Origin of the sequence: Nocardioides pymetrozini, assembly GCF_046058985.1 — a bacterium.
In the GTDB taxonomy this organism is placed as follows: Bacteria; Actinomycetota; Actinomycetes; order Propionibacteriales; family Nocardioidaceae; genus Nocardioides.
The window spans coordinates 2122357-2144427 of the sequence record NZ_CP175556.1 but is presented as its reverse complement, the minus strand read 5'-3'; the positions used below and the strand labels follow the sequence as shown (position 1 = coordinate 2144427).

Sequence of the window (22071 nt, the reverse complement as noted above, 5' to 3'; positions counted from 1 at the left end):
ATCCTGCCGGGTCCACCGGCGCACTAGGGTGAGCGCCGTGCCTCGTCCTCTCGTCGTCGCCGCCACCCGCGCCGAGGCGGCCCACGTGCCCGCCGGGATCGAGGTCCTGGTCACCGGCATCGGCAAGACCGCCGCGGCGACGGCGCTCGCCCGGCATCTCGCGGGCCGCGGGGACCTGGCCGACCTCGAGGTGGTCAACCTCGGCACGGCCGGCGGCCTCCACGACGGCCTCGGCGCCGAGCACGGCCTCTACGAGGTCGGCACGGTCGTCAACCACGACATCAACGCCGACGCCATCCGTGCGCTCGGCTACGACCCGCGCGAGCGGATCGTCGTCGGCACGGGGGAGACCGTCCTCGCAAGCGGCGACGTGTTCGTGACCGACCCAGCCGTCCGGACCCGCCTCGCCGCGCAGGCACAGCTGGTCGACATGGAGGGCTACGCCGTCGCGTACGTCGCCCGGGAGTTCGGCCTTCCGGTCCGCCTGGTCAAGCACGTCTCCGACAACGCCGACGAGGGCGCGCTGGAGTGGGTCGCGCTGGTGGACCGGAGCGCACGGATCCTGGGGGAGTGGGCGGCGACTCGGCTCGGGTGACTCAGGCAGCGTCGCGGATGATGCGGCGGCTTCCGGCGGCGTCGACCAGGCAGTGGGCCCCGTGGGGATCGCGCCACACCCATCACAGCTCAGGGGTCCGACACAACCGCCAGCCGGCAGTCGCTGGCTAGCGACTGCTGCTGGACCGTCGTCCGCGGACGACGCCCACGAAGTCCTGATGCACCGGGCTGTCGGCGTCCCGCAGCCAGACGAGAGCGACGGTCGTCGGGTCGAGCTCCACCGGGCGCTGGACGACGTCCTTGCGGTGGTGCAGCCGGGCGACGGACATGGGGACGATCACGATGCCGGTGCCGGAGGCGGTCACCTCGATGGCGTCCTTGACCGTCATCTCGGGGAACGGGAGCTGCTCGGCGGTCGGGGTCCAGCCGGACGGGTGGGGGAGCACCAGCTGCTCGTCGGCGAGGTCCGCCACGGGGATCGGCACCTCCGGGTCGGAGGCCGCCACGAAGTGGTCACGGCTCGCGACCACGACCGGCACCTCGTCGTACAGGCGCACGCAGTGCAGCGGCGCCGGCGCGTCCAGGTCGACGGGCAGCCGCACCAGGGCCATGTCGGCGAGGCCGTCGTCGAGCGCCGTCCGGCCGAGGCCCTCGTCGACCGGCACCAGGTGGAGCCGGACCCGCGGGTTCCGCTCGCGCCAGACACGGGCCCACTTGTCGGGGGTCACTCCGGGAGCGAAGGCGATGCGCAGGTCCTGCATGCGCCCACGATCCCAGAGTGCCGCCGTCGGTCCTAGATCGCGGCTAGGCCTGGGCCATGAGGCCGAACTGGAGCGTGCCCGTGTCGTCGATGCCGGCGTCGAGCACCATCGCGTCGAGCTGGTCGGCGGCGCCCTGGTCGAGGTACACGGTCGCGCCGTCCTGCTCGACGACCTGGTCGCCCGGCTGGGCCTGCTCGGCCGCGGACACGGCGAAGCCGGCCTCGGCCTGGGTGATGCGCAGTCCCGCGGAGTCGGGTACGTCGGGGGCGTCGGTCATCTGCTTGACGATCGTGCAGGCGTTCTCGGTGAGGGTGAGCATGGCTTGCCTTCTCGGTTCGAGGTCAGAGACCTTTCCCACCGTTGCAGGTGCGTCCCGACGGTTCAAGGCGCCGGGCGTGTCGGCGTACCGCACGCCCCGCGCCCACCGCCGCGTAGCCACCGGTCAGCGCGGTCACCAGCGCCATCGCCCGCGGCCTGCCGTCGCGGCGCACGAGGTGCCCCAAGCCGGTCGCCGTGTCGGAGAGGTCCACGCCCAGAGACAGCAGGTGGAGACGGTCGCGCTCGCCGGGATCCGCCAGCAGGTACGCCGCGCCGAGCGCCACCGCCCGGGCGCCGTAGATGCGGGTCAGCTAGCCCGTCTCCGGGGTCGGGGCGATGCCGAAGAGCCGGCCGGTCGCCGTCGGCGCCGCCAGGGACGCGATCCCCAGGCCGATCCGACCCCAGGCGAGAACGTCGAGGCTGTTCGCAGTCATGGCCTCATCGTCCGCGGGAGCTCGGCACCGGACCATGACCCGGGAGGTCATGAGCGGACGGGAAAAGAGGGTGCCGATGCGGTGTCTGGGCCCGGCCTTTGCTACGGTTTCTCCGCACTCGTCCGGGTGGCGGAATTGGCAGACGCGCTAGCTTGAGGTGCTAGTGCCCGTATTAGGGCGTGGGGGTTCAAGTCCCCCCTCGGACACAGATGAGAGAGGCCCCGGGAGCCCCCGGGGCCTCTCTCGTTCTCAGCTCGCTCCGGTCGCCGGCGGGGAAGTGACCTCGACCTGCGTGATCCGCCGGCCGTCGACGGCGACGACCCGCAGGACCGCCTCGCCGAGCGTGACCTCGTCGCCCGCGTCGGCCACCCGGCCGAGCCGGGTGAGCACGTAGCCGGCCACCGTCTCGTAGTCCCCGTCCGGGATGACCACCCCGGTCCGCTCGGCCACGTCCTCGATGGTCAGGCCGCCGGCGACGACGGTGGGCCCGCTCGGGCCGCCCATCCGGGTGGCGGGAGGCGAGGCCGGCTCCTCGTCGTACTCGTCGCGGATGTCCCCGACGATCTCCTCGACCAGGTCCTCGAGCGTGACGATGCCGTCGGTGCCGCCGAACTCGTCCACGACGATCGCCAGGTGGGTGCCCTCCTTGCGCAGGAGGACGACGGTGGGGAGCACCTTGTTGGTGCCCGGAAGGTGCAGCACGTCGCGCTGGACGTCGGCCACGGTGCCGTCCGGCGCGTTCGGGGCGAGCAGGTCGCGGACGTGCACGAAGCCGGTGATGTCGTCGAAGTCCTCACCGATCACCGGATAGCGGGAGTAGGGCTGGTCGGCGACCCAGGCACCGGCGTCGGCCAGCGGCATGGTCCCGCGGATGAACGAGACGTCACCGCGGGGGCGCATGACCTCCTTGAGGTTGCTGCGGGTCGCGCCGAACACGTCGCCGAGGATCCTGCGCTCCTCCGCGCCGAGGCCCTCGTTGCTGGCCACGATCTCCCGCAGCTCCTCCCGCGTGACCTCCTCCGATGTCGCCTGCGGGTCGCCGCCGAGCAGCCGGACGAGCCCGTTGGTCGACACGGACAGCAGCCAGATCACCGGCCGCATCAGGGTCGCGAACCGGTCGAGGACCGGGCCGGTCAGCATGGCCACCCCGGCAGCGCGCTGCAGCGCGAGACGCTTGGGGGCCAGCTCGCCGAGGACGAGCGAGAGGTACGCGATGAGCAGCGTCATGACGACGAGGGCGACGGTGTCGGCAGCGTCGTCGCCGAGCCCGAGGTCGACCAGGTACGGCGCGACGTCCGGCGCCAGCGTCGAGCCCCCGTAGGCCGCAGAGAAGAACCCGGCGACGGTCACGCCGATCTGCACAGCGGACAGGAAGCGGTTCGGGTCGCGCGCGATGGCGGCCACGCGCTCGCCCCTGCTGCCCCGTTGCGCGAGCTGGCTGACCTGGGTCTCGCGCAGCGAGACCAGCGCGAGCTCCGTGGCCGCGAAGACCCCGCCGACCACGACGAAGGCGACCACGAGTCCGAGGTTGACGAAGGTCTGGGTGTCGATCATGCCCGTTCACCTCGCCGGCGCCGCGATGGTGAACGGAAACGACTTCGGGACTCGTCCATGGCCGGAATCCTAGGGTGCGGCACACAGCAGGAATGCGAATGGTTATCATTCCCGCCATGTCCGCCACGCTGCCGCGCACCCTGCGTCCATCGCGCACGGGCCCACCCTTCTGGCTCGTGCTGGCCGCCCTGACCGCAGCCCTCGCGCTCGCCGTCGTGGTGAGCATCGGGCTCGGCTCGGCCGGGGTGCGCCCGGGCACCACGCTGCGAATCCTCGGCGCCCACCTCCTTCCCGGGGACCACGCGGCGACCTGGAGCCTGGTCGAGGACCGCATCGTGTGGGTGTTCCGGACGCCGCGGGTGCTGCTGGCAGCGGCCGTCGGCGCGGCACTCGCGCTGGTCGGCGCGATCCTGCAGGCAGTGATCCGCAACCCCCTGGCGGACCCCTACGTGCTGGGCGCCTCCTCGGGCGCGGCGCTCGGCGCGGTGATCGGGCTGGTCCTGGGCGCCAGCGTGCCGGGGCTCTTCGTGACCGGCTCGGCGTTCGCCGGGGCGGCGCTCGCCGGGGTGCTCGTCTACGCCCTGGCGTCGCGCGGCGGCCGGATCGAGTCGTTGCGGCTGGTCCTGGCCGGGGTCGCGCTGTCCTATCTGTTCAGCGCACTCACCAGCTGGCTGACCGTCACCGCCGAGCACGGGAAGCTGCCCAGCATCCTGTTCTTCCTCCTCGGCAGCATCTCCTCGGCCGACTGGGCCACGCTTCCGCTTCCCGCGCTCGCGCTCGCCGGCGGTGCCGCCTACGCGCTGTGGCGCGTCGACCAGCTCAACGCGGTCATGACCGGCGACGAGACGGCGACCTCGCTCGGGGTCGATGTCTCCCGGCTGCGGGTCGAGACCCTCCTCGTGACGTCGGTCCTCGTCGGCAGCGTGGTGGCCGTCGCCGGCGGGATCGGCTTCGTCGGCATGGTCGTGCCCCACGTGTGTCGGCTCCTCGTCGGCGCCGACCATCGCAGGCTGCTGCCGGTCGCGATGCTCGCCGGCGCGCTCCTCCTGGTCGTGGTGGACACGGTCGCCCGCACGGCGGCCGCGCCGCGAGAGCTCCCCGTCGGCGTCGTGACCGCGCTCGTGGGAGCGCCCTTCTTCCTCTGGCTCCTGCGCCGCCGCCCGGTCGGGGGCGTCGCATGAGCCACGGACCCGCTGTCGAGCTCCGCGACATCGACGTCGACCTCGGCGGTACACCGGTCCTGCGCGGAGTCACGCTGCAGGCCGGCCACGGCGAGACGGTGGGACTGCTCGGCCCGAACGGGAGCGGCAAGTCGACCGTGCTCCGCACGGCGTACGGCGTGGTGCGCTCGCACGCCGGCACCGTCCGCACGGCGGGGCTCGACGTCGCGACCACACGACCGCGGCGGCTGGCACAGCGCTGCGCCGTGCTCACGCAGGACCACGCCGTCGACCTCGAGCTGTCCGTCCTCGAGGTCGTGCTCCTCGGACGCATCCCTCACCGGCGACCGGCCGGGGGGCGGCGCGGCGAGACGGACCTGGCCCTCTCCTGCCTGGCCCGCGTGGACGCCCTCGAACTGGCGGAGCGCTCCTTCCCCACGCTGTCGGGAGGAGAACGTCAGCGGGTGCTGCTCGCCCGTGCTCTGTGCCAGGAGCCGGAGGTGCTGCTGCTGGACGAGCCCACGAACCACCTCGACGTCAGCCACCAGCTCGACCTCCTCGAGCTGGTCACCTCCCTCGGGCTCACCTGCGTCGTCGCCCTCCACGACCTGACTCTCGCGGCCACCTACTGCGACCGCATCGCGCTCCTGGCCGCGGGGCGGGTCGTCGCCCAGGGCCGGCCGGAGGAGGTGCTCACCCCCGCCCGGGTCGAGGACGTGTACGGCGTCGCCTGCGACGTGCTGACCCATCCCCGCACCCGCCGCCCCCTCGTCGCGGTCTCGCGCCGTGCGCACCCACCCACCGCGCCCTAACGACCCACCCCACCCACGACGCCTGAGAAGACCGACAGCAAGGAGCCCCACCCATGTCCCGTACCGTCCGCCGATCCCGGCATTTCACCGTCCCCTCGCTCGCCGCGCTGGCCCTGGCCCTGACCGCCTGCGGCAACGTGAGCCAGGGAGATGAGCGCGGCGACACCTCCGGCTCGTCCGCCGGCGCCTATCCCGTGGAGGTCACCAACTGCGGGCGGGAGGTCCGCGTCGCGGCGCCGCCCGAGCGAGTCGTCAGCCTCCACCCCAGCATCACCGAGCTACTCATCCAGCTGGGTGTCGGCGACCGCGTGGTCGCGCAGGCGCAGCACACGCTGGGCGAGCCGAGCCCCGAGCTGGCCGCCGAGGTCGACGCCATCCCCTCGATCAGCGCCGACAGCCCCCCGGACAAGGAGACGCTGATCTCCCAGGCTCCGGACCTCGTCCTCTCCGGCACGGAGTACGAGTTCAACACCGAGATGGGCTTCGCGGGGTACGACGACCTCGATGCTCTCGGGACGGCGAGCTATGTGGCCGCCGGCGGCTGCGTGGAGCGCCGCTCGGAGGGCAGCGTGGAGGACGTCTTCACCGATCTCGAGTTCCTGGGCCGGGTGTTCGGCGTCGAGGAGCGCGCCGCCGAGCTCGAGTCCACCGCGCGCGCGGAACTCGCCGACAGTGCCGCGACGGTGGCCGGCACTCCACCGGTGCGGGCCGCCCAGGTGTACGTCGAAGGCGGCAAGCTCTACGCCATCGGCGGCGCCATCGAGATCGACCTGCTGCGGCGCGCGGGCGGCGTGAGCGTCTTCGACGACGACGACGGCCTGTTCTCCGACTTCTTCTCGGCCGAGGTGAGCCCGGAGGCGGTGCTCGCGGAAGACCCCGAGGCGTTCGTCTTCTCCGTCAACAGCCCGGAGCACGAGAAGGAGACGGTCGACTACCTCACCTCGACCTTCGCCGAGACCGCCGCGGTCCGCGAGGGCCGGCTCGTCGCCGTGGACGACACCTTCGTCCAGCCGGGCACGCTGTCGTCGGTGGAGGGCGTACGGGTGGTGGCCGAGGGCCTGCACGGGTGAGCGCGGTGGCCCCGGTCGACGAGACGGTCCGGCCCCATCAGGACCGCGCCCTGCTGCTGTTCCTGGTGGCACGCGTGGTCGCGGTGGCCGGCTCGGCGGTGACCGGGGTCGCCCTGCCTCTGCTGGTCCTGCAGCTGTCGGGGTCGGCGTTCCTCACCGCGCTGGTCGCTGCCGGCCAGGTGGCGCCCTATCTGGTGTTCGGACTGCTCGCGGGCGCCGTCGCGGACCGCGTGTCGCGGCGCAGGCTGATGGTCGCCGCCCAGCTGGTCTCGGCACTCGCGCTCGCCAGCGTCCCGGTCGCCCACGCGACCGGGCTGCTGACGGTCGGGCACCTCCTCGCCGTGGCCGTCGTGGTCGCGAGCTCGTTCGTGTGGTTCGACGCCGCCGCGTTCGGGGCGCTGCCCGCGATCGCCGGACGCGAGCGCATCGTCGCGGCCAACAGCCTGGTCTGGACCACGACGACGCTGGTCGCCATCGCCGCTCCCGCGCTGGGCGGCGTGCTCGTGGCCTGGCTGGGCGCCGCACCGGCGGTCGGCCTCGACGCGCTGGCCTATCTGCTCGCGACCGCCACGCTGATGCTCATCGCCGTTCCGTTCGGCCCGCTGACGCCTCGGGAGCGGTCGGCTCCGCTGCGGACCGACATCGTCGACGGCCTGCGGTTCGTCCTGCGCCACCCCACCGTGCGCGACCTCACGCTGGTCGGCGTCGGCAACTCCGTCGCCGGGGGTGCCGTCACCGCGCTGCTGGCCGTGCTCGCCGACGCCGGGCTCGCTGTCGACCGCGACGGCCGGGGGTACGGCGTCATGCTCGCCGTGGTCGCGGCCGGCGGGTTCCTCGCCGCGAGCGCACTCCCGTGGCTCTCGCGGCGGGTGCCCATCGGCTGGCTGACGCTCGGCGGCCTGGGGCTCGGCGTGCCGACGACCGCGGGCCTGGCCGCCGTCCCGGCGTTCCCCGTCGCGCTGGTCCTCCTCGTGGGCTGGGCCTTCGCGAACACCCTCGTCGTCCTCAACGGCATCGCGACGCGCCAACGGGTCACCCCCGACCATCTCCAGGCCCGGGTCAACACCACAGCCCGCATGATCGCCTGGGGAGGTGCCCCGGTCGGAGCGGTGGCCGCCGGTCTCGTCGCGGAGCTGCGGGACGTCCCCACGGCCCTCGCCGGTGCCGCCGCGGTGCTCGCCGCGACCGTCCTCCTCGCGACGACGACCGGGCTGCGGCGCCGCGACTTCGGCGCGTGCTGACAGTCCACGACAGATTTGGAATGGCTGATCTTGACGGTACGCGGGGGTCCACTGACGATCATGGAGGCCGACGACCGCGGCGACGCGCGCGATGCACGGGGTGCTCAGGAGAGTGAGTCGGACGGTGGGGATGCCGGCTGCGACCAGCAGTGGAACCCCCGGACATCGGTACCATCGACACCCTCCAGACGTGCGAGATCATCAACAACTGGCCGGACGCCTGCACGGGCTTCCACGGATCCAACTACCCCTGAGAAAGGGGCGCTGAGATGACGACACCCACGGCGGGTCTCGACGTGACCGGCCTCGGGCTCGCCGTGGGTGGTCGTCGCCTCTTCGAGGACACCTCGATCAGTGTCCAGCCGGGGCGAACCGCTGCCATCATGGGCCCCTCGGGGTCGGGAAAGACGAGCTTTCTCAACGCCGTGGCAGGGTTGGTGGCCTGCACCGGCGTGATCCGCCTCCACGACGAGACCGTCAGCTCCCTGCGGCCCCGGGAGTGGGACGACTTCTGCTCTGCGCAGGATCGGGATGGTGTTCCAGGACAGCGACCTCCTGCCCGAGCTGACCGTCGTCGAGAACGCGGAGCTGCCCGGAAGGCTCCTGGGACGAGAGGCGCGCGAGTACCGTGCGCGTGCGCGTGAGACGTTGAGCGAGGTGGGTCTGGAGTCCCGCCGAGACTCCTGGCCCAGCGACCTGTCAGGCGGAGAGCGGCAGCGGGTGGCCGTGGCCAGGGCGCTGCATCACCGCCCCGGCCTGCTGCTCGCCGACGAGCCCACGGGAGCGCTCGACCAGGACAACCGGGACCGCGTCGTCGCACTGATCGTCGACATCGCGCGGTCGACGGGAGCGGTGGCCCTCATCGCCACCCACGACCCACGCGACGAGTTCGCCGGGCTGTTCCCGTGGGAGGCGCTCGCGTCGTCGGTCATCGGCGTCGTGGCGCTGGCGCTGATCGGGGCGGCGGCGGTCGCGGTCGGCACCAACAAGGTGACCGCCGTGACGGACCGATCCGACGGGGGGCCTCCGGCTCGAGGATGAGGCGCTGCCGACCCTGCGGCGGACTGCGAGCCGCTCCGCACGGCGGCGTGCGGTCGCGGCGGGCCTCAAGCCTGCCGCGGGGTCCGCCCGGTCCAACGCCGGTGCGCCACGACCAGGCTCGAGGCCTCGGCGTAGCCCAGCCGTCGCGCGACGTCGTCCAGCAGGAGCCCCTCCGCGAGCAGCTGGTCGGCAATCCCCGACCGGACGTCGTCGAGGACGACTCGGTAGCTCGTCTGGGCCTCGGCGAGGCGGCGACGAAGGGAGCGCTCGCTCAGCCCGAGGCCCGCGGCGACGTCCGCCATGGGCGCGCCGCGCTCGAGATGCTGGGCGACGAGGATCCGTACCTGCTCGGTGATGCCGTGGCGACCGCGGCGCGGCGAGACCAGGTCGCGGCACAGCGCCTCGGCGAGGGCACACGCGTGGGTATTGGCCTGGGGGAGCGGATGGTCGAGCCAGCGGCTGGCGAAGCGGAAGGACGTCCCCGAGCCGCCCCAGCCGTCGGCCGGACCTGCGCCGCTCCCGCAGATCTCGCGCAGCACCGTCCAGATCGCGGTCAGGTCGCGCTCCACCAGGAACTGCCGGACGTCCTCGGGCACGCCGCGGTCGTCGACCGCGACGACGACCTCGTCCTGCTCGCGGCGGGCCGACGGGATGGTGAAGGTGAAGCTGAGGTCGATGAAGCGGAGCGCCAGGTTGGCGGCCTCGCCCAAGGTGGGACTGCTCAGCAAGGCGAAGCCCAGCGGTCCGAACGTCGAGGCGTGGTACGCCGCACCGACCCGGGCCCCGGTGACCTCCGGGGCCGCGGCCAGGAGGTTGCGCACCACCCGCAGCTCCTGCTCGGCGGTCACCTCGCGCTGCGGGTCGGCGAGATCGCGCGGCCCCAGCCCGGTTCCCCCCAGCAGCGCGGGCACAGCGACGCCGTGCTCGCTGCCGACCGCGACGAGCAGCGCGGTCCCGGCCACATGCCGGGAGAAGCGCCAGGACCGGGCGGCCGGAGGCTCGAAGGCAGCAGGCGCCCCCGGCTCGACCGAGGGCGACGTGGGCTCCATGGCCGCCATTATGGCCGGAATTGTGGATCGGCTGGCCGGAGGTCCCTGGCACCCCACCGCCGTCGGCTCCTAGCGTGCGGTCATGACCCCGCGAGCACCTGCCCGACCATCGGTCATCGTCGTCGGCGCCGGCTTCGGCGGACTCTCCGCCGCCCACCACCTCCGCGAGGCGGGCTACCGCGACATCACCGTCCTCGAGCGCGCGGACGACATCGGCGGCGTGTGGCGCGACAACACCTATCCCGGCGCCGCCTGTGACGTCCCCTCGGTGCTGTACTCGTGGTCGTTCGCGCGCAAGCACGACTGGTCCCACCGCTACGCCCGGCAGCCCGAGATCCTCGACTACATCCGCGAGCACGCCCGGCGCAGTGGGCTGCGCGACCTGGTGCGTCCGAGCGCCGAGGTCACCGGCGCCCGGTGGGACGACAGCGAGCGACGCTGGACGGTGGAGCTGCGCGACGGCGCGCGGCTGACGGCCGATGTGCTCGTCTCCGCCGTCGGCCAGCTCTCCCGGCCCGCGATCCCCGACCTCCCCGGTCTCGAGCGCTTCGACGGCCCGGTCTTCCACTCGGCCGCCTGGGACCACGACGTCGCCCTGGAGGGCAGGCGGGTCGCCGTCGTGGGCACCGGTGCGAGCGCGATCCAGTTCGTGCCCGCGATCGTGGACCGGGTCGCGGCGATGACGGTGTTCCAGCGCTCCGCTCCGTACGTCGTCCCGAAGCCCGACGGCACCTACTCCGCGCGCCAGCAGCACCGCTTCGCACGGCACGCCCGCCTGCATCAGCTCACCCGCAGCGGCGTCTTCCACCTCTCCGAGCAGCTCAACCGCACGCTCGACTCGGATGGCCGGCTCGCCGGCGCGCTGCGGAGGGCCTGGCAGCTGCACCTGCACCACCAGGTGCGCGACCCCGAGCTGCGCGCGCAGCTGGTCCCCGACTACCCGCTCGGCTGCAAGCGCCTGCTCTTCTCCAACGACTGGTATCCCGCGCTCACTCGGCGCCACGTCGACGTCGTGACCGACCGGATCGCGTCGGTCGAGTCGACCGGCGTGCGGACGGCAGACGGCGTGCTGCACCCGGCCGACGTGGTCATCCTGGGCACCGGGTTCGCGGCCACCGAGTTCCTCGCGCCGATGGAGATCCGCGGACGCGGCGGCCGCCTCCTCGCCGACGCCTGGGACGGAGGGGCCCGGGCGCACCTGGGCATCACCGTCCCGGGGTTCCCGAGCTTCTTCGTGCTCTACGGACCCAACACGAACCTCGGCGGCAGCTCGATCATCGGCATGCTCGAGGCTCAGGCCCGGTATGTCGCCCAGGCCGTCGGTGCCATCGCCGAGCGCGGTCCCCTCGAGGTGCGCGAGGAGCGCGCCGCGACGTACGACGAGGAGATGCAGCGCCGGCTCGCGCACAGCGTGTGGAGCTCGTGCGCGAGCTGGTACCGCGAGCCCGGCGGCCGGGTCACCACCAACTGGCCCGGCACGGTCCGCGAGTACCAGCGCCGCACCGCGCGCCTCGACGTCACGGACTTCCGCGTGCTGGCGGAGGCGGCGCGGTGACCCACTACGACGTCCTCGTGGTCGGATCGGGCTTCGGCGGCAGCGTCACTGCCCTCCGGCTCGCGGAGAAGGGCTATCGGGTCGGCGTGCTCGAGGCGGGCCGCCGCTTCGCCGACCACGAGCTCCCCACCACGTCGTGGAAGGTGCGCGACTACCTCTTCAACCCGACGCTCGGCTGCTACGGGCTGCTCCGGATGACCCTGCTCAAGGACGTTCTCGTGCTCACCGGCGCGGGGGTGGGCGGTGGCTCGCTGGTCTACGCCAACACCCTCTACGAGCCGCCCCAGGCGTTCTTCGACGACCCACACTGGGCGGGCATCACCGACTGGGCCGAGGAGCTCGCGCCGCACTACGACCAGGCGCGCCGCATGCTCGGCGTCACGCCCTATCCGCGGACGTCGCCGTCCGACGTCGTGATCCGGGCGGTCGCCGACGACCTCGGCGTCGGTCATACCGTCGGGCCGACCCCGGTCGGCGTGCTCTTCGGAGAGCGTCCCGGGCAGCGCGTCGCGGACCCCTTCTTCGGCGGGGTGGGACCGGCGCGCACCACCTGCACCGACTGCGGCGCCTGCATGACCGGCTGCCGGGTGGGCGCGAAGAACACGACGGTCAAGAACTACCTCCACCTCGCCGAGACCGCCGGCGCCGTGGTGCACCCGATGACCACCGTCACCGACGTCCGACCCCGGCCGGGCGGCGGGTACGCCGTCACGACGCGCCGCACCGAGGGCAAGGTCCGGCGGGGCCGGCGCACCTTCACCGCCGACCAGGTCGTCTTCGCTGCCGCCTCCCTGGGCACCCAGCGGCTGCTGCACCGGCTGCGCGACGGCGGCAGCCTGCCCCGCGTGTCGCCCCGCCTCGGGGAGCTGACCCGCACCAACTCGGAGGCGATCCTCGGGGTGCGGGCCCGGGGCGACGCGGTCGACTACTCGCGCGGCGTCGCGATCACCTCCTCCATGCACGTGGACGACCACACCCACGTGGAGCCGGTGCGCTACGGCCGTGGCAGCAACCTGCTGGGCCTGCTGATGGCGGGCCTGACCGACGTGCCGGCCGACGGCCGCAGCCGGGCGCTCGCCGGGCTGCGGCAGATGTGGCGGCAGCGCCGGGACCTGCCGCGGCTGCACGACCCGCGGGGCTGGTCCGAGCAGACCATCGTGCTGCTGGTGATGCAGAGCCTCGACAACTCCCTGACGACGTACCTGCGACGCCGGCCGTGGGGACGGACGATGACGACCCGTCAGGGCACCGGCGCCGCGAACCCGGTGTGGATCCCGCAGGGCCACGAGGTGGCGCGCAGGGTGGCGGCGGAGGTCGACGGAATCCCGGGCGGCACCTGGGCGGACCTGGTCAACGTCCCGGCGACCGGGCACCTGATCGGCGGCTGCCCGATCGGGCAGACCGCCGACGAGGGCGTCGTCGACCCCTACCACCGGCTGCACGGGTACGACGGCCTCCACGTCATCGACGGCTCGACCGTGGCGGCCAACCTCGGCGTCAACCCCTCGCTCACCATCACGGCCATGGCGGAGCGCGCCGTGGCCATGTGGCCGAACCGCGGCGAGCCGGACCCACGCCCGGCGGCGGGCTCGGCGTACCGCCGCGTCGCGCCGGTGGCGCCGCGGCGACCGGTCGTGCCGGCCGATGCCCCGGGGGCCTACCGGGTCGGGGCGCCGGTGGCGGGGGAGTGAGGCCTACGACGGCGGGTGCTCCTCGACCACGGCGCCGTCGAGGCCGAACTCGACGTACGCCGTCTGGTTGAACTCGTTGCTGGCGTAGGCAGAGATCCAGGCGGGCGTCTCGTCTCCGGCGGGCGGGCTGTCGATGATCAGGTAGCACGTCTCGGGGTCCTCCACGAGCCGCTCGACCTGCGGGCACAGCCCGGCGAGGACCGCGCTGTCGACGTCCGCCAGGTCGAACGACTCGTCGTCGCTGGTGCCCTTGGTCGGCTCGTCCAGGTCACCGTCCCAGTAGTAGCTGAGCTCGCGCTCGTCGGCGGGGTCGTCGGGCCGGTACGGCGCGGTGACGCTGGCGTACTCCGGGTAGACGACCGCGCGGCGGACGAGCGTCGACCCGCGCTCCTCCCGCAGCGCCGCCACCAGCGCGTCGAAGCCCCGGTCGGTCTGCGGCTCGCCCGCGCCGGGCGGGTCCTCACCGCCGCCGACGGCGAGGAGGACCGGCAGGCCCACCGCAGCCAGTACGCCGACGCCGGCGATGAGCGCGCCGGCGGGGTGCACGCCGCGCCGCCGGACCGTGCGCTCCTCGAGCGAGCGCACCTTCCGCGGCGGCTGCGGCGGCCGGTAGGGCGCCGGCGCGGCCCCCGCGGGGCCATCCGGGTCCGGGGTCTCGTCGGGGGTGTACCGCTTCCAGTCGGGAGGAGCCACGGTCCGCACGCTAGCCGCGGACGGCGTGCGACGATGGCGACATGGCCGAATCCGCGACCCCCGCCTCGAGCCCCGACGTCGCCGCCGAGGTCGTCGAGCTGTGCCGCGACCTGATCCGGATCGACACCTCCAACTACGGCGGCGGCGAGAGTGCCGGCGAGCGGAAGGCCGCCGAGCACGTGGCCGCACTGCTCGACGAGGTAGGGATCGCCGCCGAGGTCATCGAGACCAGGCCCGGCCGCGCGAACGTCGTCGCCCGTTGGGGCGGCGACGGCTCCCCGGCCAGCGCCGAGCGCGGCGCACTCCTGCTGCACGGCCACCTCGACGTCGTACCGGCGGCGGCGGAGGACTGGGCGGTCCACCCGTTCAGCGGCGAGGTCCAGGACGGCTACGTCTGGGGGCGGGGTGCCGTGGACATGAAGGACTTCGACGCGATGCTGCTCTCGGTGGTCCGCGCGCGGCAGCGCGCCGGCCGCGCGCCCGAGCGGGAGGTCGTGCTCTGCTTCACCGCCGACGAGGAGGCCGGCGGCCACGAGGGGGCACAGCTGCTGGTCGAGCACCACCGCGAGTGGTTCGAGGGCTGCACCGAGGCGGTCGGCGAGGTGGGCGGCTTCAGCACGACCGTCCGTGGCCGGCGTCTCTACCTCATCGAGGCGGCCGAGAAGGGCATGGCCTGGATGCGCCTGAGCGCCCGCGGGCGCGCGGGGCACGGCTCGATGCTCAACGACGACAACGCCGTGACCCGGCTGGCCGCCGCCGTCGCTCGGATCGGCGCCCACGACTGGCCCGTCCGGCTGACGCCGACCATGCGCACCCTGCTGGCGACGGTCGGCGAGCTCGCCGGTGTCGAGGCGACTCCCGAGAACGCCCCCCGGCTGGTCGAGGAGTTCGGCGACGCGGCGCGCATGCTCGGCGCGGTCCTGCGCAACTCGACCAACCCGACGATGCTGGAGGCCGGCTACAAGGTCAACGTCATCCCCACCGACGCGACCGCCCATGTGGACGGTCGGTTCCTGCCCGGCTACGAGGACGAGTTCTTCGCCACGCTCGCGCAGCTCGCCGGCGACGGCGTCGACATCGACTTCGTCTCCAACCAGCCGCCCTGGGAGACGTCGTACGACGGTGCCCTGGTCGACGCGATGACCCGCAGCCTGCTCGCCGAGGACCCCGAAGCCCTCGTCGCGCCGTACCTCATGAGCGGCGGGACCGACGCCAAGCACTTCACCAAGCTCGGCATGCGCTCGTTCGGGTTCGCGCCGCTGCGCCTGCCCGCCGACCTCGACTTCACCGCGCTCTTCCACGGCGTCGACGAGCGGGTCCCCGTCGAGGCGCTGGAGTTCGGGGCGCGGGTGATGGACCGCTTCCTCGACCAGGCCTAGTCCGGGCCGGAGGTCCGCGTTTGGGCACGAACCGCATCTCCGAAGCCCGAAATGGTGCGGTTTGGTCCCAAACCGCATGCCCTCAGGCGGTCCGCACCGCCCGGATGATCTTGCGCCGCAGCACCACACGCCGCCGTCCATCGGGGCCGATCTGCACCCGGTCGAGCTCCCAGCCGCCGTGCTCGGCCCGCTCGACGAGCAGCCGGGCGACCATGTTGCGCGAGAACTCCCGGTCGAAGGTCACTCGGTCGAACTCCCACTCGACGCCACGGCCGAGTCCGCGCATGACGCCCGGACGGATCAGGGAGACGTTGGCGGGCTCGCTCATGTCGCACCTCCGGACACATCGTCGAGAGCTGCCCGGATCTCCGGGGGCAGCACCTTCTCCTCCGAGCCCAGGGCGACCGTCAGCTGCGCGGCGGTCCGGGCGCCGACGATCGGCGCCGTGACCCCGGGGGCGTCGCGGACCCAGACCAGGGCCACCTCGAGCGGTGACCAGCCCAGGCCGTCGGCCGCGCGCGCGACCGCCTCGACGATGCCGCGGCTGTGGTCGTCGAGATAGGCGTCGACGAAGCCTGCGAACACCGGCGACGCCGCGCGGGAGTCGGAGGGCGTGCCACTGCGGTACTTGCCCGTGAGCACGCCGCGCCCCAGCGGCGACCAGGGGAGCAGGCCGAGTCCGAGCGCCTCGACCGCCGGCAGCACCTCCCGCTCGATGCGGCGGTTGACCAGGGAGTACTCCATCTGGGTCGCGGCGATCCGCGCCCGGCCCGCGGCCGCCTCCTGGAGGGTGACCGCTCGGGCGGTCTGCCAGCCGTTGAAGTTGGAGATGCCGACGTACGTCGCCCGGCCGCTCGACACCGCGAGGTCGAGGGCGCCCAGGGTCTCCTCGAGCGGGACCTCGTCGTTCCAGATGTGGACCTGCCACAGGTCGACGTGGTCGGTGCCGAGCCGCTTCAACGAGGTGTCCAGGCCGCGCAGCATCGCGCTGCGGGAGGTGTCGGTGCGGCGCTCGGACCCCCGGCGCCAGATCCCGGCCTTCGTGGCCAGCACGAGCTCGTCGCGGCGGACGACATCGCCCAGGAGGGAGCCGAGCAGCGCCTCCGAGCGACCGTCGGTGTACCCGGCCGCGGTGTCGACCGTCGTCCCGCCGGCCTCGACGAACGCCGCGAGCTGGTCGCGCGCCTCGTGCTCGTCGGTGTCCTTGCCCCACGTCATCGTGCCGAGGGCGAGGCGCGACACCTGGAGGCCGCTGGCGCCGACGTACCGCTGCTGCATGGGGCACAAGGTATCCGTCCCACCGAGCCGCAGGTGCCGGGCACGCCGATGCGGGCAGATGTGGAGGGTCACCGGCGACTCCCTAGGATGGCGCGTCGTGGCGGACTTCCTGCAGGCAGTGTTCCTCGGCGTGCTCCAGGGACTGACCGAGTTCCTCCCGATCTCCAGCAGCGCGCACCTGCGGATCTTCCCGGAGCTGTTCGGCTGGGGCGACCCGGGCGCGGCGTTCACGGCGGTCATCCAGATCGGCACCGAGCTGGCGGTCCTGGTCTACTTCCGCAAGGACATCTGGCGGATCGCCCGGGCGTGGGTGCTGTCGCTCTTCAAGCCGGAGTACCGCGGCGCCCTCGACGCGCGGATGGGCTGGTACATCATCGTCGGCTCGCTGCCCATCGTGGTCCTCGGCGTGCTCCTCAAGGACGTCATCGAGCGCGACTTCCGCAACCTGTGGATCATCGGGTGCACCCTGATCGCGCTCGGCCTGGTCCTCGGCCTCGCCGACCGGATCGGCAGGAACGAGCGGGTCATCAAGCAGATGACCCTCCGCGACGCCCTGCTGATGGGCGGCGCCCAGGCGATGGCGCTGATCCCCGGGGTCTCCCGCTCCGGCGCGACCCTGTCCATGGGCCGCTTCCTCGGCTACGAGCGCGAGGCCGCCACCCGCTTCGCCTTCCTGCTCGCCATCCCCGCCGTCGTCGGTGCCGGGCTCTTCGAGCTCAAGGAGATCGGCGACGTCGGCGTCGCCCACCCCGGCGAGGCCGACTACGGCTGGGGGCCCACGATCACCGCCACGGTCATCTCCTTCGTGGTCGGGTACGCCGCCATCGCCTGGCTGCTGCGCTACGTCAGCACCCGTTCGTACACGCCGTTCGTCGTCTACCGGGTGGTGCTCGGCGCGGCCGTGCTGGCGCTCCTCGGCGCCGGGGTGCTGAGCGCCTGATCCTGGACCGGACTGTGCCGATTGGTCACAAACCGCAGGTCTGCGGCCCGGATTTGTGCGGTTTGGGACCAAACCGCACCCCTGTAAGGGGTCTCAGAACCACCCGGCACGCTTGAAGAACACCCACAGCCCCATCACGGTGGCCACCATCAGCACGATCGCGAACGGGTACCCGTAGGTCCAGTCCAGCTCCGGCATGTGGGTGAAGTTCATGCCGTAGATCCCGGCGATCAACGTCGGCACCACGACGAGGGCGGCGCCGGCGGAGATCTTCCGCATGTCGTCGTTCTGCTGCATGGCGATCCGGGACACGTGGGCGTCGAAGGCCGACGAGAGCAGCTGGTCGAGGGCGTCGATCTCCTCAGCCGCCTGAGAGAGGTGGTCGCTGACGTCGCGGAAGAACGGCGCGGCCTCGGCCTCGACGAGGTCGACGGCGCCGGTGGCGAAGCGGCGCATCGGCTCGCGCAGGGGAAGCACGGCGCGTCGTACCTCGGAGAGCTCCCGCTTGAGCACGTAGATCCGGTCGCCGTCCTGGCTGCGCCGGTCGGAGAACACCGACGCCTCGACCTCGTCCACGTCGATCTGCAGCTCGGCGACCACCGCCGTGTAGCCGTCGACGACGGCGTCGCACACGGCGTAGATGACCGCCGACGGGCCGTGGTCCAGCACGGCCTGCTTCCTCTCCAGGTCGTGGCGGGCGTCGCTGAGCGCGGAGCCACGGCCGTGGCGGACCGTGATCACGAAGTCCTGGCCGATGAACACGTTGATCTCGCCGGTCTCGACGGCGTCGTCCTCGTCGACGTACCAGAGGGTCTTGAGCACCAGGAAGAGGCTGTTCTCGTAGCGCTCCAGCTTGGGCCGCTGGTGGGCGACCACGGCGTCCTCGACCGCGAGCGGATGCAGGTCGAAGGCCTGGGCGATCTCGCCCAGCTCGATGTGGCTCGGCTCGTAGAGCCCGACCCAGACGAAGTCGTGGGCCTCGCTCGCGGCCGCGCGCAGAGCGGCGTAGTCGTGCAGGTGGCAGTCCACCGGGAGCCGGACGCCCTGCCGGTAGACGGCGCTGTCGACGATCACGTTCCCACGCTAGTGCGTCCGGGCGTGCCCGGCTGGCTAGGCTCCCCGCCATGGCCACCTTGCTGCTGGTCCGGCACGGCCGGACCACCGCGAACGCCGCCGGGCTGCTCGCCGGACGGACACCGGGCGTCCGGCTGGACGAGCTCGGCACACAGCAGGCCGCCCGCGCCGGGGCGCGGATCGCGTCGGTTCCCGTCGCCGCGCTCGTCACCAGCCCGCAGGAGCGGTGCCGGCAGACCGCCAAGGCCGTCGCCGGCGCCCAGCGCGACGCGGGACGCCCCGCGCCCCGCGCCGTGACGGAGAGAGGGCTGGCGGAGTGCGACTACGGCGAGTGGCAGGGCCGCCCGATCAAGGAGCTCGCCCGCGAGCCGCTGTGGAAGACGGTGCAGCGCCAGCCGTCGGCGGCGATCTTCCCGGGCGGGGAGTCGATGGTCGCCATGCAGCACCGCGCCGTGGCCGCCGTACGCCGCATCGACGCCGCGATCACCCGCGAGCACGGCCCCGACGCGGTGTGGGTGGCCGTCAGCCACGGGGACATCATCAAGTCCCTCCTGGCGGACGCGCTCGGGATGCACCTCGACCTGTTCCAGCGGATCAGCGTGGACCCGGCGTCGGTCTCGATCGTGCGCTACGCCCCGGACCGGCCCTACGTGCTGGCGAGCAACACGCACGACGGCGACCTGGCGTGGCTGGCGCCGCGCGCGGGGCGTCGCAAGCGGTCGCGCGGCCCGGGCGCGGTCGTCGGTGGGGGCGCTGGACCGGGCGGGACGGCCCACTAGGCTCGCAGCATGCCGATCGTCCACGGATTCGACCCGCCTGAGCGCTTCGTCGCCGGTACCGTCGGCGAGCCCGGCAGCCGGACCTTCTTCCTGCAGGCCCGGGCCGGCGCGAACCTCGTCTCGGTGTCCTTGGAGAAGCAGCAGGTCGCCGCCCTGGCCGAGCGCATCGACGAGCTCCTCGACGAGGTGATCGCCGACGGCCGGGCCCGCGGCGTCGTCCCCGCCATGGCTCCCTTCGGGCTCGCCGACGACGCGCCGCTGGAGCTGCCGATCGAGGAGGAGTTCCGCGCCGGCACCATGACCCTCTCCTGGGATCCCGACGACGAGCGCGTGGTGGTCGAGGTCTTCCCGGTCGGCGAGGAGCCGGTCGAGCTGTCCGACGGCGAGGACCCGGCCGAGATGCTGCTGGTCCGCCTCGAGCCCGGCCAGGCGCGCGCGTTCGTGCGCCGCGCCGAGCACGTCGTGGGCGCGGGGCGGCCCAGCTGTCCGTTCTGCGGCCAGCCGATCGACCCCGACGGCCACCTGTGCGTGCGGGCCAACGGCTTCAAGCGTCGCGAGCCGACCGACTCGTGACCCACCGACCCGCGACCCACCGACTCGTGACCCACCGACCCGCGACCCACCCGTGACCCGCCCGTGAGCCGCCCGTGAGTCTGGACATCCGCGGCCGGATCATGCCGGCGTCCAACGCGACCTTCCTCGCCGAGCTCGACGGGCGCGAGGTCGTGTACAAGCCGGTGGCGGGGGAGCGGCCGCTGTGGGACTTCCCGGACGGCACGCTCGCCGACCGGGAGGTCAGTGCCTATCTCGTCTCCGAGGCGACCGGCTGGGGCATCGTGCCGCGCACCTGGTGGGGCGAGGGGCCGCACGGCCCCGGCATGGTGCAGGAATGGCAGGAGGTGGACCCCGACGACGCCGCCGTCACGCTCGTCGGCTCGGGGAGCGTGCCGGACGGCTGGCTGGAGGTCGTGGAGGGCCTCGACGAGCGCGACCGCCCGGTCACCCTCGTGCACGAGGACACGTCGGCGCTGCGCCGGATCGCGGTCTACGACGTCCTCGTCAACAACGCCGACCGCAAGGGCGGTCACGTGCTGGCGATGCCCGGCGGCCACCGGTACGGCGTGGACCACGGCGTCGCCTTCCACCACGAGACCAAGCTGCGGACCGTGCTGTGGGGATGGGCCGGCAGCCCGCTCACCGACGAGGAGGTCGAGGTGGTCTCCCGGGTGCTCGCCGCCGTCCGCGGCGACCTCGGCGAGCGGCTCGCCGGGCATCTCGGCGAGCACGAGATCCGCGCCCTCGAACGTCGTACCGAACGCCTGCTCGCCGCCGGAGTCCTCCCCGGACCGTCCGGCGACTGGCCGGCCATCCCGTGGCCGCCCTTCTAGAGCGAACCCCTACGATCAAGGCATGCGCGCATGGAACGCACCGGGCCTCCCGGTGCTCCCGGTCACCGGCCCCGAGGTCGCCCTGCACGACACCGCCCGCGGCGCGAAGGTCGTGAGCAGGCCCGACGGTGCGGCGCGCCTGTACGTCTGCGGCATCACCCCGTACGACGCCACGCACATCGGCCACGCCAACACCTATGTCGCCTTCGACCTGCTCAACCGCGCCTGGCGCAACGCCGGCCACGAGGTCCGCTACGTCCAGAACGTCACCGACGTCGACGACCCCCTGCTGGAGCGCGCGGCCAAGGTGGGGGTGGACTGGGTCGAGCTCGCCGAGCGCGAGACCGAGCTGTTCCGCAAGGACATGGAGGCGCTGCGCGTCCTGCCGCCCGCCGAGTACGTCGGCGCCGTGGAGTCGATCCCGCTGGTGGTCGAGCTCATCGAGCGCCTCGAGGCCGCCGGATCCGTCTACCGGGTCGAGCAGGACCTGTACTTCTCCGTCGCCGCGGACCCGGCGTTCGGCGAGGAGTCCCACTACGACCGCGAGACCATGCTGCGCCTGTTCGGCGAGCGCGGCGGCGACCCCGACCGCCCCGGCAAGAAGGACCCGCTCGACTGCGTCGTGTGGCGCGGCGAGCGCGACGGCGAGCCCTCCTGGGACAGCCCCTTCGGCCCGGGGCGTCCGGGCTGGCACATCGAGTGCGCCGCGATCGCGCTGACCCACCTCGGCGGAGCGTTCGAGGTGCAGGGCGGCGGCAGCGACCTCGTCTTCCCGCACCACGAGATGTGCGCCGGCCACGCCCAGGTCGCCACCGGGGACCCCTTCGCGCAGGTCTACTCCCACGCCGGGATGGTCGCCTACGACGGCGAGAAGATGTCGAAGTCCCGCGGCAACCTGGTCTTCGTCTCGGCGCTGCGCAACAGCGACATCGACCCGATGGCGATCCGCCTCGCGCTCCTGCGCCACCACTACCGGTCGGACTGGGAGTGGACCGACGCGCACCTGTGGCAGGCGGTGGACGACATCTCCGACTGGCGACGCGCCCTGGCGCTGGGCGCCGGCGCGCCCGCCGCCCCCGTGGTGGCGGAGATCCTCGCCGCCCTCGCCGACGACCTGGACGCGCCGCGCGCGACCGCCGCGATCGACGCCTGGGTCCGGGCCACCCTCGGCACCGACGGACTCGCCGACACCAGCGACCCCGACGCGGCGATCACGCTGCTGCCGGTGCTCGACGCCGCACTGGGCGTGGCGTTGTAGCTCGTTGCGGTTTGGTCCCAAACCGCAACGTGCGGGGCCCA

24 protein-coding genes, 1 tRNA gene and 1 pseudogene are annotated in these 22071 nt (G+C 73.1%); 16 read left to right on the top strand and 10 right to left on the bottom strand.

The annotated features are described in order from the left end of the window. Positions 1–37 precede the first annotated feature (37 nt). On the top strand, positions 38–595 hold the full coding sequence (locus ACJ5H2_RS10505) for a nucleosidase (protein ID WP_408899505.1): 558 nt from the start codon (positions 38–40) through the stop codon (positions 593–595). Positions 596–722: 127 nt separating this feature from the next. Here the strand turns inward: ACJ5H2_RS10505 and ACJ5H2_RS10500 are convergent, their stop codons facing one another. Genes ACJ5H2_RS10500 through ACJ5H2_RS10485 form a run of 4 tightly spaced genes read right to left on the bottom strand, consistent with a single transcriptional unit; the run spans position 723 to position 2068 of the window. Beyond that, positions 723–1316 (bottom strand): LysR family transcriptional regulator substrate-binding protein, encoded by a 594-nt coding sequence (locus ACJ5H2_RS10500; protein WP_408899504.1) that lies wholly within the window; start codon positions 1314–1316, stop codon positions 723–725. 43 nt (positions 1317–1359) lie between these two features. Beyond that, positions 1360–1635: a Fe-S cluster assembly protein HesB gene (locus tag ACJ5H2_RS10495; protein WP_408899503.1), complete on the bottom strand. Its 276-nt coding sequence runs from the start codon at positions 1633–1635 to the stop codon at positions 1360–1362. A gap of 22 nt (positions 1636–1657) precedes the next feature. Next, positions 1658–1918, bottom strand: coding sequence for a hypothetical protein (locus ACJ5H2_RS10490; RefSeq protein ID WP_408899502.1), 261 nt, complete (start codon positions 1916–1918; stop codon positions 1658–1660). A gap of 27 nt (positions 1919–1945) precedes the next feature. Continuing rightward, positions 1946–2068, bottom strand: coding sequence for a hypothetical protein (locus ACJ5H2_RS10485; RefSeq protein WP_408899501.1), 123 nt, complete (start codon positions 2066–2068; stop codon positions 1946–1948). Positions 2069–2188: 120 nt separating this feature from the next. Between ACJ5H2_RS10485 and ACJ5H2_RS10480 the strand changes: the two genes are divergently transcribed. Continuing rightward, a tRNA-Leu gene (locus ACJ5H2_RS10480) sits at positions 2189–2274 on the top strand. 43 nt (positions 2275–2317) lie between these two features. On the opposite strand, the gene ACJ5H2_RS10475 is transcribed toward ACJ5H2_RS10480, so the two are convergent. Continuing rightward, positions 2318–3622: a hemolysin family protein gene (locus tag ACJ5H2_RS10475; RefSeq protein WP_408899500.1), complete on the bottom strand. Its 1305-nt coding sequence runs from the start codon at positions 3620–3622 to the stop codon at positions 2318–2320. Between the two features lie 116 nt (positions 3623–3738). Here ACJ5H2_RS10475 and ACJ5H2_RS10470 point away from each other — a divergent pair, with 116 nt between their 5' ends. The 6 genes and pseudogenes from ACJ5H2_RS10470 to ACJ5H2_RS10445 all read left to right on the top strand — a co-directional run bounded on the left by ACJ5H2_RS10470 (position 3739) and on the right by ACJ5H2_RS10445 (position 8946). Beyond that, entirely contained in the window at positions 3739–4803 is a 1065-nt protein-coding gene (locus ACJ5H2_RS10470; RefSeq protein WP_408899499.1) for a FecCD family ABC transporter permease, read from the top strand. Next, positions 4800–5594: an ABC transporter ATP-binding protein gene (locus tag ACJ5H2_RS10465; protein ID WP_408899498.1), complete on the top strand. Its 795-nt coding sequence runs from the start codon at positions 4800–4802 to the stop codon at positions 5592–5594. The genes ACJ5H2_RS10470 and ACJ5H2_RS10465 overlap by 4 nt, the downstream gene beginning before the upstream one ends. 53 nt (positions 5595–5647) lie before the next feature. Continuing rightward, positions 5648–6664, top strand: coding sequence for an ABC transporter substrate-binding protein (locus ACJ5H2_RS10460; protein WP_408899497.1), 1017 nt, complete (start codon positions 5648–5650; stop codon positions 6662–6664). Next, positions 6661–7905: an MFS transporter gene (locus ACJ5H2_RS10455; protein WP_408899496.1), complete on the top strand. Its 1245-nt coding sequence runs from the start codon at positions 6661–6663 to the stop codon at positions 7903–7905. The genes ACJ5H2_RS10460 and ACJ5H2_RS10455 overlap by 4 nt, the downstream gene beginning before the upstream one ends. A gap of 269 nt (positions 7906–8174) precedes the next feature. After that, a pseudogene (locus ACJ5H2_RS10450) lies at positions 8175–8378 on the top strand (ATP-binding cassette domain-containing protein); the annotation flags it as partial. Positions 8379–8421: 43 nt separating this feature from the next. Continuing rightward, positions 8422–8946 carry an ABC transporter ATP-binding protein gene (locus ACJ5H2_RS10445; protein WP_408899620.1) on the top strand — a complete coding sequence of 175 codons (525 nt, stop codon included), beginning with the start codon at positions 8422–8424 and terminating at the stop codon, positions 8944–8946. A 65-nt stretch (positions 8947–9011) separates the two neighbouring features. On the opposite strand, the gene ACJ5H2_RS10440 is transcribed toward ACJ5H2_RS10445, so the two are convergent. Then, positions 9012–9995 (bottom strand): AraC family transcriptional regulator ligand-binding domain-containing protein, encoded by a 984-nt coding sequence (locus ACJ5H2_RS10440; protein WP_408899495.1) that lies wholly within the window; start codon positions 9993–9995, stop codon positions 9012–9014. An 82-nt stretch (positions 9996–10077) separates the two neighbouring features. Between ACJ5H2_RS10440 and ACJ5H2_RS10435 the strand changes: the two genes are divergently transcribed. Further along, positions 10078–11550, top strand: a complete 1473-nt coding sequence (locus ACJ5H2_RS10435) for a flavin-containing monooxygenase (protein ID WP_408899494.1) — start codon at positions 10078–10080, stop codon at positions 11548–11550. Beyond that, positions 11547–13241 carry a GMC oxidoreductase gene (locus tag ACJ5H2_RS10430; RefSeq protein WP_408899493.1) on the top strand — a complete coding sequence of 565 codons (1695 nt, stop codon included), beginning with the start codon at positions 11547–11549 and terminating at the stop codon, positions 13239–13241. The genes ACJ5H2_RS10435 and ACJ5H2_RS10430 overlap by 4 nt, the downstream gene beginning before the upstream one ends. Positions 13242–13244: 3 nt before the next feature. Here the strand turns inward: ACJ5H2_RS10430 and ACJ5H2_RS10425 are convergent, their stop codons facing one another. Beyond that, entirely contained in the window at positions 13245–13934 is a 690-nt protein-coding gene (locus tag ACJ5H2_RS10425; RefSeq protein WP_408899492.1) for a hypothetical protein, read from the bottom strand. Positions 13935–13975: 41 nt separating this feature from the next. On the opposite strand from ACJ5H2_RS10425, the gene ACJ5H2_RS10420 reads away from it, so the two are divergent. Then, on the top strand, positions 13976–15313 hold the full coding sequence (locus ACJ5H2_RS10420; RefSeq protein ID WP_408899491.1) for a M20/M25/M40 family metallo-hydrolase: 1338 nt from the start codon (positions 13976–13978) through the stop codon (positions 15311–15313). A gap of 82 nt (positions 15314–15395) precedes the next feature. Here the strand turns inward: ACJ5H2_RS10420 and ACJ5H2_RS10415 are convergent, their stop codons facing one another. Together ACJ5H2_RS10415 and ACJ5H2_RS10410 are read right to left on the bottom strand one after the other, a co-directional pair. Further along, positions 15396–15641 carry a DUF5703 family protein gene (locus tag ACJ5H2_RS10415; RefSeq protein WP_408899490.1) on the bottom strand — a complete coding sequence of 82 codons (246 nt, stop codon included), beginning with the start codon at positions 15639–15641 and terminating at the stop codon, positions 15396–15398. After that, complete coding sequence (locus tag ACJ5H2_RS10410) at positions 15638–16591, bottom strand: aldo/keto reductase (RefSeq protein WP_408899489.1); 954 nt, start codon at positions 16589–16591, stop codon at positions 15638–15640. The genes ACJ5H2_RS10415 and ACJ5H2_RS10410 overlap by 4 nt, the downstream gene beginning before the upstream one ends. 97 nt (positions 16592–16688) lie before the next feature. Here ACJ5H2_RS10410 and ACJ5H2_RS10405 point away from each other — a divergent pair, with 97 nt between their 5' ends. Then, entirely contained in the window at positions 16689–17531 is an 843-nt protein-coding gene (locus ACJ5H2_RS10405; RefSeq protein WP_408899488.1) for an undecaprenyl-diphosphate phosphatase, read from the top strand. A gap of 93 nt (positions 17532–17624) precedes the next feature. On the opposite strand, the gene corA is transcribed toward ACJ5H2_RS10405, so the two are convergent. Next, positions 17625–18605: a magnesium/cobalt transporter CorA gene (corA, locus tag ACJ5H2_RS10400; protein WP_408899487.1), complete on the bottom strand. Its 981-nt coding sequence runs from the start codon at positions 18603–18605 to the stop codon at positions 17625–17627. Positions 18606–18655: 50 nt separating this feature from the next. On the opposite strand from corA, the gene ACJ5H2_RS10395 reads away from it, so the two are divergent. From ACJ5H2_RS10395 to mshC, 4 genes are all read left to right on the top strand, one after another. Next, on the top strand, positions 18656–19384 hold the full coding sequence (locus tag ACJ5H2_RS10395) for a histidine phosphatase family protein (protein ID WP_408899486.1): 729 nt from the start codon (positions 18656–18658) through the stop codon (positions 19382–19384). Positions 19385–19393: 9 nt separating this feature from the next. Next, positions 19394–19957, top strand: a complete 564-nt coding sequence (locus ACJ5H2_RS10390; RefSeq protein WP_408899485.1) for a DUF3090 domain-containing protein — start codon at positions 19394–19396, stop codon at positions 19955–19957. 74 nt (positions 19958–20031) lie between these two features. Further along, entirely contained in the window at positions 20032–20772 is a 741-nt protein-coding gene (locus ACJ5H2_RS10385) for an SCO1664 family protein (protein WP_408899484.1), read from the top strand. A 22-nt stretch (positions 20773–20794) separates the two neighbouring features. Continuing rightward, positions 20795–22030, top strand: a complete 1236-nt coding sequence (mshC, locus tag ACJ5H2_RS10380; RefSeq protein WP_408899483.1) for a cysteine--1-D-myo-inosityl 2-amino-2-deoxy-alpha-D-glucopyranoside ligase — start codon at positions 20795–20797, stop codon at positions 22028–22030. Positions 22031–22071: the final 41 nt, after the last annotated feature.